The sequence below is a fragment of the Peijinzhouia sedimentorum genome (assembly GCF_049340005.1).
GTDB lineage: Bacteria > Bacteroidota > Bacteroidia > Cytophagales > Cyclobacteriaceae > CAXBDP01.
Window position 1 is genome coordinate 15,094 of sequence record NZ_JBMPIY010000006.1, and the last position, 16,057, is coordinate 31,150.

A 16,057-nucleotide genomic window follows, 5' to 3' on the forward strand; every position below is an offset into this window, starting at 1 on the left:
GTGCATTTTCACTATAAATCTACAAAATGAAGTTTGGTCACCTTGAGGATATTTCAAATGTGAATTTCGATTTACCAGCAGAGCATCATGCAAATCGATTTGTAAATAAAGGTGAGGGATTTAATTTCTATTATGGCGCACCACTTTGGGGTGACAAAAGTTTTGTAGGCAAGTTGTACCCGCCCAAAACTAAAGCTTCGGACTATCTATATTATTATTCGCGTCAATTCACCTCCATCGAGCTCAATAGTAGCTATTATCGAATTCCTAGTGTGGAGCAAGTGACAAAATGGGCAGCACTTACACCGGTAGATTTTAAGTTTTGTCCCAAGCTTCCACAAATCTTTTCGCAGCGAAATGACCTTGGAATTGATCATGCAATGCAAGGAGTGTTTTTTGAAATGCTCTATGCTTTTGAGCAGAGATTGGGTCCGGTGTTTTTACAGCTTCCGCCAAGCTTTTCGGTAGAGAAGAGAGGAGCGCTCATTCGCTATTTGAGTCAATGGCCAAAGGATGCGAAATTAGCTGTGGAATTTCGACATACCTCATGGTTTGAGGAAGAAAATTTTGAAGCAATTAGCAAGGAGCTGAACGATATGGGCATTTGCTTAGTGATAACTGATACAGCTGGGGTACGGGAGGTTTTGCATAGTAGAGTTATCAATGATATGGCATTTGTGCGTTTTACAGGCAATTCCCTTCATCCAACAGACTTTAGTAGAATTGACCAATGGGTGGCAAGATTACAACTATGGATTGAGAAGGGGCTCAAGGACATCTATTTTTTTGCACACCAGCCCGAAGAAATACTTTGTGCAAATATTGCCATCGATTTGATTACAAACCTCAATAAAAATTTATCCATCAATTTGCCTATGCCTAGCTTTAGAGAAATTGAAGGAGAGCAGGGAAATCTTTTCTAAAAATGGGACATCACCACGATCATAGCGACCACGATCATCACCACCATCATGCAGGAAAAAACCTATCAATAGCTTTTTTCTTAAATCTATCATTCACTATTATCGAAATTATAGGTGGTTTATTGACTAATAGCATGGCCATTCTAGCAGACGCTGTCCACGATTTAGGCGATAGTTTCTCTTTGGGTTTAGCATGGTATTTAGAAAAATACTCAAATAAAAAACGGACCAAGGACTTTACTTATGGATATAGAAGATTCTCAATTTTAGCTGCGTTCATCAATAGTAGCATTCTGATAATTGGCTCATTATCCATTTTGTTTTTTGCCATACCACGGCTATGGGATCCGCCGATGCCTGATGCGGAAGGAATGATTTGGCTAGCTGTATTGGGAATTGTTGTAAATGGAGCAGCGGTACTTAGACTTAAAAAGGGAGAAAGTTTGAACGAACGAGTAGTAATGCTACACTTGCTAGAAGATGTACTTGGTTGGGTAGCAGTGCTGATAGTAGGTATTGTTTTGCTTTACTTCGATTTGCCAGTTTTAGACCCATTACTTTCCATTGGATTGTCCTGTTATATTTTGTGGAATGTCTTCAAAAATTTTGGAAAGACAGTTACCATATTCTTGCAAAAGAAACCTGCGAGCTTTGATGAACAAAGCTTCAAAGAAAAGTTAATAGGGTCAAATTTGATCACGAGTATCCACGATATCCATGCTTGGACCATGGACGGGCAATATGGCGTATTAACCTTGCATATAAAAGTTTCTCAATCTGCAGAAAAAAAGCAAATTGTGAAAATGAAAGCCGCTATTCGAAAAATTGCTTCAAGTTTTGGTATTAATCACACAACAATTGAGGTTGAGTATGCAGATGAAGATTGTGGTCAGCCAGACTGCATATAATTTGTTTTGATTTTTTTTATTATTACTCATACATTGCCCGAAATTCGAATCAAGTGAAATCGATTATTAGCTTAGTTTTCTGCGTGGTGATGTTAATGGCAAGCGTGCTTCCCAAAGGCAATACGTTTGAGCTAGTAAAGGTGCCAAGCATGATCAAGCATTTACAAGGTCATGTTACTAATGATGGCCTTGCTAGCAATTTCGTGGAAAGTTTAGTTCTTCACTACAGTTTAAATTCCGACCACTATGAGCCTACTCATGAAGAAGAACTACCGTTTATTGGAGGTTACTTTAGTGGATCTCCGTATATTTTCAATAAATTCGAAGTAGAATTAACAACCACTCCGCTTACAATTGATTCTTATTTAGTAAAATACAATTCATTGTATAGCTTTCTCCAATCCAACTTTTTGCTACAGCCACCAAGGGTATAATCTCACACCATAGAGATTAAAATTTTTCATTACCCTGATTCATACATTATGATTTCTTCTATACTCGGATTTAGTATCCGAAACAGACTCATTATATTATTATTAGTGAGCGGTATAATTGCATGGGGCATTTACGGATTAATTCATATTCCGATAGATGCAGTGCCTGATATTACCAATAATCAAGTACAAGTAGTTACTGTATCTCCTTCCTTGGCACCGCAGGAAGTTGAGAAATTTATTACGCAACCACTTGAGTTTTCGATGGCCAATTTACCCGACGTCGTCGAAATTCGATCTGTCTCTCGTTATGGGCTTTCGGTGGTTACAATTGTCTTCGAGGAGAAAATGAAGACCTTGGCGGCTAGGCAGCTAGTTGCTGAGCAGATAAATATAGCCAAAGGAAATATCCCGACGGATTTTGGTGAGCCCGAACTTATGCCAATTACCACAGGATTGGGCGAACTGTACCAATATTCACTTGAGGTGGAGCCAGCTTTTGAGAGTCAATATTCAGCAATGGATCTTCGAGAGATTCAAGATTGGATCGTAAAAAGAAGGCTGAGTGGGATACCCGGAATTATCGAAATCGGCAGTTTTGGGGGCTATCTGAAGGAATTTGAAGTGGGTGTAGATCCATTTAAACTCCAAAATTTCGATTTGAGTATTACCGATGTGTTTACAGCTCTTGAAAAAGGGAATCAGAACACTGGGAGCTCCTATATTCAAAAGGGACCAAACGCATATTATATCCGTGCAGAAGGATTACTGGAAAGCCTAGAAAGCTTGAAAGAAGTAGTTATTACGCTTCGAAATGGAGTTCCTGTTAAGGTTGGTGATGTGGCCACTGTCACTTATGGCCATGCTCCTCGCTTTGGAGCAATGACTAAAAATGGAAAAGGCGAAGCTGTTGGTGGAATCGCTTTTATGCTCAAGGGCGCTAACTCCATGGAAACAGTCGGCTTGGTACAAGAAAGAGTAAAAGAGATTAATCTCTCTTTACCTGAAGGTGTAACTATTGTGCCTTATTTGGATAGAAGTTCACTCGTAAATAGAGCTATTTCCACGGTAAAAGCCAACCTTATTGAAGGTGGCTTGATTGTAATATTTATCCTCATTCTGTTTCTTGGAAATTTCAGAGCGGGCCTCATAGTTTCCAGTGTAATTCCACTTTCTATGCTTTTTGCATTGGGCATGATGGAAGCCACTGGTGTTTCAGCCAATCTTATGTCTCTTGGAGCAATAGACTTTGGGATTATTATAGATGGCGCAGTGATCGTGGTCGAAAGTGTCTTATACAACTTGCACGTATATCATAAAGGAAAAACTCTGACTGGAGCAGAAATGAATGAAGTGGTAAAGTCCTCAACCTCCCGCATTTTCCGTTCAGCAGCATTTGGTGTCATGATTATTTTGATTGTGTTTTTGCCGATTTTGTCCCTTGTAGGTATTGAAGGCAAGATGTTCCGCCCAATGGCGCAAACGGTAATTTATGCATTGATTGGAGCTTTGCTATTAAGCTTGACTTATGTCCCAATGATTTCTGCATGGGTGCTCAAAAAGAAAATAAGTGAAAAGGAAAATTTTGCGGATAAGATTGTAATAGGTCTTCAAAAATTCTATAAACCAATTCTTGAACGTGCCTTAGCTCTTCCAAGAGTTATTGTTGGCTTGGCGTTTACGTTATTTCTTATTTCGATTTTCACATTCACAAGAATGGGCGGTGAGTTTATTCCAACATTAGAGGAAGGTGATTTGGCAATGCAGATAACCTTGCCACCAGGAAGTTCACTCGATCAAAGTGTGAAGATTTCTACCATGGCAGAGGAAATTTTATTGCGCGATTTTCCGGAAGTGACTCAAGTGATTTCCAAGATTGGTACAGCGGAGGTGCCTACAGACCCAATGCCTGTAGAAGAAGGTGATGTGATGATTATTTTGAAGCCTAAAGAGGAATGGACAAGTACTGATAATCGTGAAGATTTAGCTAATATGATGAAGGAAAGTCTTGCGGAAATACCCGGTATAGAGTTCGATTTCACCCAGCCCATACAATTGAGATTTAATGAATTGATGACAGGCGTGAAGACGGATATAGCCGTGAAGATTTTCGGTGAGGAAATGGACATTTTGCATGAAAAAGCAGATGCTGCTGCTGCTATTATTGCCACTGTAAATGGAGCAGCGGATATCAAAGTTGAGCAAGTCGAAGGAATGCAACAATATAGAATCCGCTATAACAGGGAAAATTTGGCTAGATATGGACTCAATGTCGTAGATGTAAATAAAATCATCGAAGCTTCATTTGCTGGAGCTAAAGCTGGGATAATATTTCAAGGGGAAAGAAGATTTGATCTTGTCGTTCGCTTGGATAGTACCCATAGAATGGATTTAAATTTTGAGGATTTGTTAATTAATACACCGGATGGCAGAGTAATTCCTATCTCTGAAATTGCCGATTTAATACAAGATGAAGGCCCGTTACAGGTTTCGCGGGAGGATACAAAGAGGCGTGTTACTATCGGAATTAATGTGCGAAATAGAGATGTGGAAAGCCTAGTGGAGGAGATACAAGATAAGTTGGAAGCAGATTTGAATTTGGCTCCAGGCTATTATGTCACTTATGGGGGGCAGTTTGAAAATTTAAAAGAAGCAAAAGACAGATTAACAATTGCAGTCCCATTAGCACTTGTTTTAATTATCGTGCTATTGTACTTCGCTTTTGGTTCAGTCCGCTTTGCTCTACTTATTTTCTCAGCGGTTCCTTTATCTGCCATTGGAGGAGTGGCTGCATTGTATTTACGTGACTTGCCTTTTAGTATTTCAGCGGGAGTTGGTTTTATTGCTCTTTTCGGTGTAGCAGTATTGAATGGCATAGTGCTGATCAATTATATGAACGACTTGAAAGAAGAAGGCAACATGAGTCTAAAAGATATTATCGTGAATGGGTCGCTTATTCGATTGAGACCAGTTTTGATGACAGCTTCAACTGATATTTTGGGATTTTTGCCAATGGCTTTATCCAATTCAGGCGGAGCAGAAGTTCAACGCCCATTGGCTACAGTTGTAATTGGTGGACTCATCAGTTCTACGATTCTTACTCTTATTGTGCTTCCAATTTTGTATCAATGGATGAATAGCAAATACAGACCTTCGGTAGCTTTGCTTATCCTCCCGCTTTTTTTAATTCCAAGTTTTTATAGCCAAGCGCAAACCTTAGATGTAAAGACATTAAGTATAGAGGAGGCTACCGAATTAGCTCTCAAAAATCATCCACTCATTCAGCAGCAGATAATGAAAATAGAATCTGCTGAATTGAAAATTGGTACAGCTTGGGATTTGCCAGCAACGGAATTGGGCTATCAATATGGACAGATAAATTCTAACCAAAGAGATCCATTCTTCGAGATCAGGCAAAATTTGGGATCCATTCCAGGGTATATTCAATCGGCAAAAGTTTCACAAGCAGAGTTGGATCGCTTACTAGCTTCTAATAAGTTGGAAAAAACTATGCTGAAAGTGTGGGTGCAAAAGGCCTACATCCAATGGCTGTACTGGCATGATCTGAAGACATTGCTTTTGAAACAGCAACAAATGATGGCGGATTATGAAAGATTAGCCAAGCTAAGAGTATCTACAGGTGAAGCTGCTTATTTGGAAGAATTGACAGCACAAACTCAACTTGAAAACGCAAAATTACGCTTGGAAGAAGCCAATCGACAGCTAGAGAAAGCAAGTTCTCAGCTTGCCGTACTACTTTTTGAAGATGGCCCTTTTAAGCCTCCATATAGTTTGGATGAATTGGATTTAGGTAATTCTGAAACGCAAGTAATAGATGCCAATTCACATCCTTCATTAGAGGTAAGCAAATTGGAAATCGAACTGAGTAAGCAAACATCTAAGCTGGCTAAGGCGGATTTATTTCCATCAATTTATGTCGGTTATTTTAACCAAAGGATTACTGATAGAACAATACAGGAATCTGGTTTGAGTGGGTTTAACGTAGGGATTGGAATTCCACTTTGGGCAAAGCCTACAATTAATCGGATAAAAATGGCTCGTGTGGATGAGCAAATAAGAGAGGCTGATTTCAGTATTCAAACTAAAGAAAAGGGTGAAGAGCTTAAACAATTATCAATTGAAATAAGTCGATTGAGAGACAGGCTTTCATACTATAATCAAACTGGATTGCCACAAGCGATACAACTTCAAGAGATTGCTGAAAGGCAGTTTAGAGGAGGCGAGGCCAGCTATTTAGAATATTTGCAAGCAATGAAAACATATTGGCAAATTAGCGAAGATCATTTGAGAGCCCTTATGGATTATCATTCAAGTTCTTCCGAATTGACCTATTTCACCAACAATTGAAATTCAAAAAACTAAAACAATGAAAACGCTAAATTATATATTGTTCATAAGCATTTTTTTGATGAATGCTTGTGAACCAAATCAAGTTGAAGAGAATGTGCAAGAGAATACTGCTGTTCCACATAACTCAGTTTTGACGCTGTCGGAAGAGCAAATTAATAGAGCTGGAATAAAAGTAGGCGAAGCTGAAATGAGAAGTATCTCTGGCGAAATCGCTTTTATGGGTTACATTGAAGTTCCACCAGAAAACCTTCATTCCATCCATACCCCAATACGCGGTTTTGTAAGTTCAGTACCAGTGATCGAAGGCGACAAGGTTAGAAAAGGACAAGTCATAGCTACATTGTCTCACCCTGATATTGTGATACTACAGCAGGATTTTATAAAGGAGTGGAGCAAATTAGCTTTACTGGAAAGCGAACTAGACAGGCAAAGGGACTTGCTAAGCGGACAAGCAACAGCTGCCAAGAAGCTTGAAGCTGCTCAAAGCAATTTTGAAATCCAGAAAGCACTGGTTAGTGGAATGGAATCGCAACTCAAACTTCTAAACTTATCCCCAAATACCGTAAAGAAAGGAGAAATTAAGGAGTCAATTAGCATTGTTTCTCCAGCAGATGGCACGGTAAGCCTTCTAAATATTAATGCTGGAAAGCTGGTAGATAACAATGAATTGATTCTAGAGGTTATCGACCGTGATCATTTACATATTGAGTTGCAAGTATTCGAAAAAGATATTGCTAAGGTCTCGCTTGGTCAAAATTTCGACTTTTCACTTCCTGGTAATTCTGAAGCATTCTATGGTGAGGTTTATTTAATCGGGCAAAGAGTGGATCCAACCCGCAAGACTGTAATGGTACATGGTCATCCTGAAATTGAGAATGAAAAGTTTATAGCAGGAATGCAAATACGCGGAAGTATCAAACTAAATCAGCGGGAGGTATTGACATTGCCAAGTTCTACAATAGTAATTGATGGTGAGGATGCTTATGCTTATCTGGTTCGTAATGGGGAGTTTCATAGAACTAAAATAGAGGTAGTTGAACTGAGTAAAGGTCAATACTATGAATTGCTTAACCCGATTGCAGAGAAAGTCGTTGTGGATGGTGTGTGGTTTTTAGAGTCATTTTATCAGCAGGAGTGAAACAATTAATTGTATTAATTTAATTTCCTTTCAGCAAAAGGAAATAATATACAAATAATGGATATTCTTTCTTTTTTATGAACTCTTATGCTTAATTTGCTAAGGATGGGGCTTATTAAAAAAATATTTTTCACTGTAGTTGCAGCATGTATAATTGCATTTTTTGCAGTTATCACTATCGGCATTGACTACCCGAATGTATTTGCAAAAGCCTTACAATCAACAAAACCATTGTACAAATTTGAACATCCTATAATAACTAAATCAGATTCGCTATACGCCCTTGGTCAATTTGATAATGCTATTTTGGTGCTTTCTGATGGGTTAAAGAAGGCTGAGCTTGAAAGTGAATATGAACTGCAAGTTAATTTATTAAGCAAATTAAGTTTTGTAAACAGGAGAATTGGTAACTGGCCTCAAGCAGAAGAACTATTATCACAAGGAGTGGAGGTTGCCACATCCAATCTAGACAAATTTCATCCTGCACTATCTACAATCTACTTTTATTTGGGCGGTCTCTACGATCGAACAAGTAGACCGATTTTAGCTCTTGAAAATTTCAACAAGGCACTTGAGTTGCGGAAACAATTTTATCAAGATGAAAATGCAGATATTGCTAATGTTTTGGTTGGAATTGGAGATGTTTATCGCTTCAATTATTCAAATTATGATAGTGCAACCATTTATTACCAAAAAGCTTTAGAGATTCAAGAACGAGTATTGGAAGGTGGAAATGTGCAGCTTGGAGCCAACTACTATAGTATTGCAAGTGTACAAAGACTTAAGGGGGAATTTGATAATGCGTTAATTTATGCTCAGCAAGCTCTTAAGACTTATGAGGCCTCTGAAGAAGTTACCCCAAATCTCTTAGCTAATACTTATATGCTTTTAGGTAATATTCATTTTGGACGTGAAGCATATTTGGAGTCTACCCAAGATTATGAGAAAGCAGTACAGATTTCATTAGAAAATGTAATTGCACAAAACAATTTAGGAGATTATTATAATAGCCTAGGCGCAGCTTATAGAATGCTTGACAGTACAAATATTGCCAAGGAGTATTATTTTAAAGCAGCGGAAAGATTATCAGAGCAGTTTGGATCAAATTCACTCAGACTTTCTTATGTATATGATAATTTGGGACTTATTTATAAAGATCAACAAGCTTGGGACTCTTCTTTTTACTATTATAATAAGTCACTTGATATTAGGAACTTAAATCCGGGTCAGAATAAATCTGAAATAGCTCAGTCTTACAGGTTTGTAGGGGATGTATATAAATCTAAAACTGAATTTTCTGAAGCATTACTGAATTATCAACAATCCATAAACATTTTACTGGGAGAAAATTTAAATGCACTATTTAAGGTAAGTGAAGAAAAATTATTTGAAGACCAAGATTTACTAAAGGGACTGACTGCAAAGGCAACGGTCTTGAAAAATTTAGCAAGTTTTAGCGAAATTCAAGATGAAAAAATCACTTTTTTGAAACTAGCATTAAATGAGTTTGATAATGCTGATATTATAATTAATAAAAATAGGCAATCATCAGATAGAGAGGGGACAAAACTCTTCCTTTCGGAATACTTTAGGGACTCTTATGAGAATGCAATAGATTGTTCATTTTTATTATATGAGTTAGAAGGCAATATAATTTTTCTAGAAAAAGCCAATGAGTTTATGGCAAAAAGCAAAGGTCTTTTGCTACTAGAAAATTTAAGTGGTGCGGAGGCTATTAATGCTTTAGGTTTGCCAGATAGTATTCTCTCAAGAGAGAATTTCTTAAAGGCAGAGATTGCGACAATTACGAAGAATATCAATTCTATTAAGAGATCTGGAGTGCAATCGGATACTATTCTTATTAGGTTAAATCAAGATTTACTAAATAAGACTAGGGAGCAGGATATTTTTAAGCAAGAGTTAGCACAAGTTTTTCCTAATTATTTTGAATTTAAGTATCGATATGATTATCCCGCTTTGAGTGATTTACAGAATTGGGCAAAGGAGTCAAAATCAACTGTTGTTGAGTATTTTTATGGTTCGAATTATGTTTTTGGATTAGGAGTTAATAAAGATTCATTAAAATTATTTAAAATACTGAAAGATTCAACATTAGAAAGTAATCTCTCTAAGTACAACAACTCATTGAAGTTTGGTTTTAATTTTAGTACCCAACAAATAGACTATCAAGATTTTAAATCAAGCGGCTATTTTTTGTATCAAAAGTTACTAAATCCAATCATTAGGAATTCAGACTCAATTCAAAATTTAATAATTATTCCCGATGGTTATTTATCAACCATTCCTTTTGATGCTTTTCTCTTTGAGGAGTTGAATTCTGAAAAAGTTGATTACAAAAGCCTTCCATATATCCATAATGAATACTTAATTAGCTATCATTTTAACTCTAGCATGGGGATTAATTCATCTAAAGAGATTAATAGAAGAACAGCTAAAAATTTGGTTGCTTTTAGTTTTTCAAGTGAAGATGTAAAGGATCTTTCAGCAGAACAAATTCTAACCACCAATCAAATTGGAGGTTCTTCAAAGGAAATTAATGCTATTTCATCCTTGGTTGAGAATGTGGACTTATTCTCTGGGCTAAATGCAACTGAAGCTAATTTCGTTGAAAATGCTCCTAACTACGATATCATTCACCTTGCAATTCATGGTGAAGCTGATTTGGATAATGCAATGGATTCCAAACTAATGTTTCCTGCGGGCGGAGAAGGACAAGACGGTTCTTTATATCCTTTTGAACTGTATAATTTGAGTCTAAAAGCAAAATTGGTTGTTCTCTCTGCATGTGAAAGTGGAATTGGAAAAATGTTTAGTGGAGAAGGAATTTTTAGCATGGCTAGAGCTTTTGCATTCGCTGGTAGTCCAAGCATAGTTATGAGCCTTTGGAAAGTGAATGACAATGCCACAGCATCTTTAATGGAAAGTTTTTATACGGCTCTATCAAATTCGGAAAATGTCGATAATGCATTAAGAATAGCCAAGAGTAATTATTTAAAAGATGCAGATGAATTGAACGCCCATCCATCAAACTGGGCAGCTTTGGTGCCTATTGGGAATATGAATGGGTTCGATTGGGAAAATACAGCAGGTCTTACAAGCCAGAGTTACATTATTATTGCTATCGGACTTTTATTTTTAACGATTATTTTCTTCCTAACAAGAAAACGAATTAATTTCAAAACAAATTAGCAAGAAGTTACTACTTATTAGAGGTTCAATATTTTGGAAAAAAATCTACATTCCATTTCGTCAAACCAATCCTCAATATAGAGTTTGAGTTCTTTCATTAAATTAGAAAGTCCAAAAGCTAAAGACACAGACTTCAATTTCTTTTATTGAGTTGACTATAAAACATAAAAAAAGGTGTCAAGAAATTGACACCTTTTTTATTTATTAATAAAGAGGAACTAAAGGGTACCTATAATTATAGCAGTGCCAGCTCTTCTTCCTTTGCCTGGAATTCTTTTCACTAAAACACTACTTCCAATTTTCAAACCATTCAATTTACGACCATTAACAAAGTAAAGAGGTTCTCCATCAGAATCTGCTACGACAACACCGTATTGTACGAACCTTCCATTACTTAATGATTCAAGATTTTCCAAATTCATGGAAAGCTCTTCTTCTGCACCATCAGGATAAACCTCATCTTGTCTAACATCATAGACCACAGCTTTTTCTGGAGGATAACCATTGTTTCCTGGATCTAGATTAGCTAAATCCAAAGAAGCAAAAAGATCAGCGGCTTTCTCAGAATATGAGTTCTCTGAAGTCATAAGGTACATCAAATACCCAACTGCTTCCATTCCATTTTCATCTTTCAAATGGGCTAAGCTTAAATACCATGCTGCTTGGTTGTCAAAGTCATCATAATTTTCGAATAGGTTAGTCAATTTTGCAATTGCACTTTTTGTATCACCTAAGCTCAATTCTGCATTACCACCATAAAGAAGCAATGACGCATCCTCTTCAGTACTCAATAAAGAGTTGAAATAATTTGCAGCTTCTGTAAAGTTGTAATTGTCATAAGCAGCGAACGCCAAATCTCTCTGGTTGAATTCACCTGTATTATTACTACGAGACATGCTATTTACATTGTTCATATATGGAGTAAAATTACTCTCAAACAATGCTGACGGCTCAGATTGACCATTATTGATCACAAAAAAGGATCCCATCACTACTAATACTGCAACAACCGCTGCGGCCATTGAGAATCTAGCAGAGTAGAATACACCCTTTTTGTTAATTTTTGGAGTACTGTTAGTCATATTAGCTTCTATTTGCTGCAATTGCTCGAGTGCTTCTTTGCGTCCTACATGTTCTATACCTTCTATGAGAGAACTAACCTTCAAAAAAGCGGAACGCAATTCTTCATTTTCACGAAGATTTTGTTCGAATGCTAGCTTTTCTGTCAGCGTCATTTTTCCCTCAAGGTACTTTTCAATCATTTCAATTTGTTTCATGATTAAGTATTTAAAGTTTCAGTAATTTTCAATAAACAATTTCTTGAGCCTTTTCAGGCATTTATATTTTTGATTCTTTGTAGTATCTGTGTTTTTGTAACCAAGCAACTCTGCTATTTCTAGCATCGATTTCTTTTCATAATAATAAGATATTAATAATGCTCTGCAAGGATCACCTAATTCTTCCAAACACTTTTCTACTAATTCTAGCCGTATTTCATTCTCCTTATTTAATTCATCAGAATAAAACATGTTCCCTGATGTCTCAAAGTGGCTTGAGTCTGAAAATCGATTATTTCTTTTAATTTTCTCAAGTACCTGATTCTTACCAATTGCAAAAAGATAAGTTTTGATCGTACTCGTTAAGAAAGTCAATTTGTCTTGAGTTATTTTCTCGTAGAAAATTAAAATGGAATGTTGGTAAACGTCCTTTGCCTCATCCATAGTGCAGCCATACTTATGGACTGCCCAATTTAAAAATTCTGTTCTGTAGCGTTTGTAAATCGCAACCAATTCAGATTTGTCACCGACTTTTATTCTCTGAATAAGTTCGTTATCACTCATTTAGAACTGTTCTTTAATAGTTATATGGATTGATTGTAACCCAAAAGAAACAAATATTTTTTTTAATTCTTAAGGGTTACTTGAAGAATGTATTTCTATAAAAGATACTTGCTTTAAGTAAATCTGCCTCAAATTACTAATTTTTTGTTATTAAAGCATTTTTTTAAGTCGTTCAGTGTAATTATAAAATTAAATTTTTGATTAGGAAATTTATGGATACTTACCATTATCCGCCCGCAAAATCGGACTTGCCAGCTATTGGTTTGGGGGTAGATATATGTTTCCATATCAATGATTCCGATCAAAAGATCTTTAAATGTAAATCAATTTCTTCTGAAAATACTTCTTTCCAAATACCAGAACTTCTTACCAATTGGAAAGAACTATCTTTCACTCAAAATTCCGATAAGTACTTAGAACAGATATTTTATCAGCTAAATGTTTCAGCTCTTGAAGAGCATCCATCCCCTGTAAAGTTTTTTCATAGGATTGGAGATCAAATCTGGAGTTTGCATAAATATTCAATTTATAATAATGCCATCCACTTTAGGTTTACGATTGTGAAGAATCCTTTTGTTCAAAAAGAGCTTAAGGTTTTGAATAAGGATATAAACCCATATTTGAATGGATTAAAAGGCTTAAGCATCTTAGTTGTTGATGATAACCAAATTAGTGTGCTTATCACTAAGAAGTTTCTAGAGACGTTTGGCGTTGTTGTTTCTTGCGCAAACAATGGAGCCAATGCAGTTGATTTGTGCAGAACCAATGTGTATGATTTAGTCTTGATGGATATCCACATGCCTCTTATAGATGGTTTTCAAACGGCTCGACTTATTCGTAAAACTGACCTCAACTATTCAACACCTGTCATCGCCTTCACAACTTCCTCTTATTATGAAGTGAAAAATGAATTGTTCGAAGCAGGCATGAACGAATACATTCAAAAGCCATTTAAAGCGGAGGAATTGCAAAGCAAAATCCTCATGCTAATTAGTGCTACACGCAAAGCAGTCTAAATTTTCTCCAACAAAATTTAATTATTCTTTTTCCAAGCAAACAAAGGTTGGGAAATGCCTGACTTTGGGCTAATTTTGAGAGTCTAAACTAATACAACCATGCAGCGGGATTCAATTATCTTCGACTTAATAGAAAAAGAAAAGCAACGCCAAATTTCTGGCATTGAGCTTATCGCATCCGAAAATTTTGCTTCTTCTCAAGTGATGGAAGCGGGAGGTAGTGTTCTTACCAACAAATATGCGGAAGGACTTCCAGGAAAACGATACTACGGTGGGTGCGAAGTAGTAGATGAAATTGAAACAGCTGCAATTGAAAGAGCCAAAGAGCTTTTTGGTGCAGCGTGGGCCAATGTGCAACCACATTCAGGTGCTCAAGCCAATGCAGCAGTAATGTTGGCGATATTGAATCCTGGTGACAAAATTCTTGGTTTTGATTTATCACACGGTGGCCACTTAACACATGGCTCTCCAGTTAATTTCTCAGGTAAGCTTTATCAACCATCGTTTTATGGCGTAGAACCAGAAACTGGGCTTATCGATTGGGACAAAGTAGAGCAAACTGCTAAAAAGGAAAAACCAAAATTGATTATCTGCGGAGCATCTGCCTATAGTAGAGATTGGGATTACGAAAGGTTAAGAGCCGTTGCTGATGAAGTTGGAGCATTATTGCTAGCGGATATATCTCACCCGTCTGGCCTTATTGCAAGAGGCTTGTTAAATGACCCATTGGAATATTGCCACATTGTAACTACTACAACACACAAGACATTACGCGGGCCACGCGGTGGCTTGATTATGATGGGTGAAGATTTTGAAAATCCGCTTGGAATCAAAACACCAAAAGGAGATTTACGCATGCTATCTTCCTTACTTGATTCGGGTGTATTTCCAGGCACACAAGGTGGACCGCTCGAGCATATCATTGCAGCTAAAGCCATTGCCTTTCAAGAAGCCTTGTCTGATGAGTATCTCAATTACATAATACAAGTGAAGAAAAACGCTAGTGTAATGGCCGATGAGTTTATCAATAGAGGATATAAGATTATATCTGATGGTACTGACAACCACTTAATGCTTATCGACCTTCGCTCCAAAAACCTTTCTGGAAAGATTGCTGAAAACACTTTGATTAAAGCTGATATTACAATCAACAAGAATATGGTGCCTTTCGATGACAAATCTCCATTCGTGACTTCGGGAATGAGAATTGGTACTGCAGCTGTAACCACTAGAGGAATGAAAGAAGCTGATATGATCAAAATTGTTGATTTGATTGACAGAGCACTCCAAGGTCATGAAGATGAGAATGGACTTAAAGCATTGAAATCGGAAGTAAATAAGTGGATGGAGAACTTCCCATTGTATGCATAATATCTGATGGCAGCGAGAGAAGAGGATATGTCGTTTTTAGATCACCTAGAAGAGCTTAGGTGGCATTTGGTTAGGTCACTGGGAGCAATACTTGTATTTGCTATTGCGGCATTCATGGCCAAGTCCTTTGTTTGGCATTCTGTAATTTTAGCACCCTCCCGCATAGATTTTTGGACCTACGAAATGCTTTGTGTGATGGCTGAAAAGCTAAATACACCTGTACTTTGTATTGAACAATTGCCTTTTACCATTCAAAGTAGACAAATGACAGGGCAATTTACCATGCATATTACATCCTCTATGGTAATTGGGATAATCCTAGCCTTTCCATATGCTTTTTGGGAATTATGGAAATTTATTAGCCCTGGCCTTTATGATAAAGAAAAGAATGCGGCAAGGGGAGCAACGTTCTTCGTTTCAATACTATTCATCGCTGGGATTTCATTTGGGTACTACATAATTACGCCTCTTTCTGTCAATTTCCTTTCCAACTACCAAGTAGATCCTTCTGTACTAAACGAGTTTGATATTACCTCATATGTCTCCACTCTATCCATGATTGTATTGGCAAGTGGGATGATGTTTCAGCTTCCAGTAGTTGTTTATTTCTTTACACAAGCGGGGTTTGTTACGCCTCAGCTAATGAGGTCTTTCAGAAGACATTCTATTGTCGTGATTTTTGTACTTGCTGCCATAATCACACCGCCAGATGTTTTCAGTCAAATTTTGATATCCATTCCGCTTTTGGTTCTTTATGAGATCAGTATTTATATTTCTGCTGGAGTATTGAAAAGAAAGAAGAGGGAGGAAATGAAAGGACAAGTTTAAACTTAACTAAATAAGCA

General features: G+C 37.0%; 11 protein-coding genes. 9 read left to right on the plus strand and 2 right to left on the minus strand.

The features are described 5' to 3' along the window. The first annotated feature begins 26 nt into the window (after nucleotides 1-26). The 6 genes from ACOXY8_RS09810 (at nucleotide 27) to ACOXY8_RS09835 (ending at nucleotide 10,984) form a co-directional block, all read left to right on the plus strand. Nucleotides 27-923 (plus strand): DUF72 domain-containing protein, encoded by an 897-nt coding sequence (locus ACOXY8_RS09810; protein ID WP_458331407.1) that lies wholly within the window; start codon nucleotides 27-29, stop codon nucleotides 921-923. 2 nt (nucleotides 924-925) lie between these two features. Beyond that, nucleotides 926-1,831, plus strand: coding sequence for a cation diffusion facilitator family transporter (locus ACOXY8_RS09815; protein WP_458331408.1), 906 nt, complete (start codon nucleotides 926-928; stop codon nucleotides 1,829-1,831). A gap of 53 nt (nucleotides 1,832-1,884) precedes the next feature. Beyond that, a complete protein-coding gene (locus tag ACOXY8_RS09820) occupies nucleotides 1,885-2,265 on the plus strand; it encodes a hypothetical protein (protein ID WP_458331409.1) in 381 nt (126 codons plus the stop codon). 48 nt (nucleotides 2,266-2,313) lie between these two features. Then, nucleotides 2,314-6,633 (plus strand): CusA/CzcA family heavy metal efflux RND transporter, encoded by a 4,320-nt coding sequence (locus ACOXY8_RS09825; RefSeq protein ID WP_458331410.1) that lies wholly within the window; start codon nucleotides 2,314-2,316, stop codon nucleotides 6,631-6,633. 19 nt (nucleotides 6,634-6,652) lie between these two features. Next, the gene (locus ACOXY8_RS09830) at nucleotides 6,653-7,774 is read left to right on the plus strand and encodes an efflux RND transporter periplasmic adaptor subunit (RefSeq protein ID WP_458331411.1); all 1,122 of its coding nucleotides are present in this window, start codon (nucleotides 6,653-6,655) and stop codon (nucleotides 7,772-7,774) included. Between the two features lie 105 nt (nucleotides 7,775-7,879). After that, on the plus strand, nucleotides 7,880-10,984 hold the full coding sequence (locus ACOXY8_RS09835; RefSeq protein WP_458331412.1) for a CHAT domain-containing protein: 3,105 nt from the start codon (nucleotides 7,880-7,882) through the stop codon (nucleotides 10,982-10,984). A gap of 218 nt (nucleotides 10,985-11,202) precedes the next feature. Here ACOXY8_RS09835 and ACOXY8_RS09840 read toward each other — a convergent pair whose 3' ends face one another. After that, nucleotides 11,203-12,261, minus strand: coding sequence for a hypothetical protein (locus ACOXY8_RS09840; protein WP_458331413.1), 1,059 nt, complete (start codon nucleotides 12,259-12,261; stop codon nucleotides 11,203-11,205). Between the two features lie 18 nt (nucleotides 12,262-12,279). Further along, nucleotides 12,280-12,825, minus strand: a complete 546-nt coding sequence (locus tag ACOXY8_RS09845) for an RNA polymerase sigma factor (protein ID WP_458331414.1) — start codon at nucleotides 12,823-12,825, stop codon at nucleotides 12,280-12,282. A 197-nt stretch (nucleotides 12,826-13,022) separates the two neighbouring features. Between ACOXY8_RS09845 and ACOXY8_RS09850 the strand changes: the two genes are divergently transcribed. From ACOXY8_RS09850 to tatC, 3 genes are all read left to right on the plus strand, one after another. Further along, nucleotides 13,023-13,841: a response regulator gene (locus ACOXY8_RS09850; protein WP_458331415.1), complete on the plus strand. Its 819-nt coding sequence runs from the start codon at nucleotides 13,023-13,025 to the stop codon at nucleotides 13,839-13,841. A 99-nt stretch (nucleotides 13,842-13,940) separates the two neighbouring features. Beyond that, nucleotides 13,941-15,212, plus strand: a complete 1,272-nt coding sequence (locus ACOXY8_RS09855) for a serine hydroxymethyltransferase (protein ID WP_458331416.1) — start codon at nucleotides 13,941-13,943, stop codon at nucleotides 15,210-15,212. A 6-nt stretch (nucleotides 15,213-15,218) separates the two neighbouring features. Then, on the plus strand, nucleotides 15,219-16,040 hold the full coding sequence (gene tatC / locus ACOXY8_RS09860) for a twin-arginine translocase subunit TatC (RefSeq protein WP_458331417.1): 822 nt from the start codon (nucleotides 15,219-15,221) through the stop codon (nucleotides 16,038-16,040). Nucleotides 16,041-16,057 lie beyond the last annotated feature (17 nt).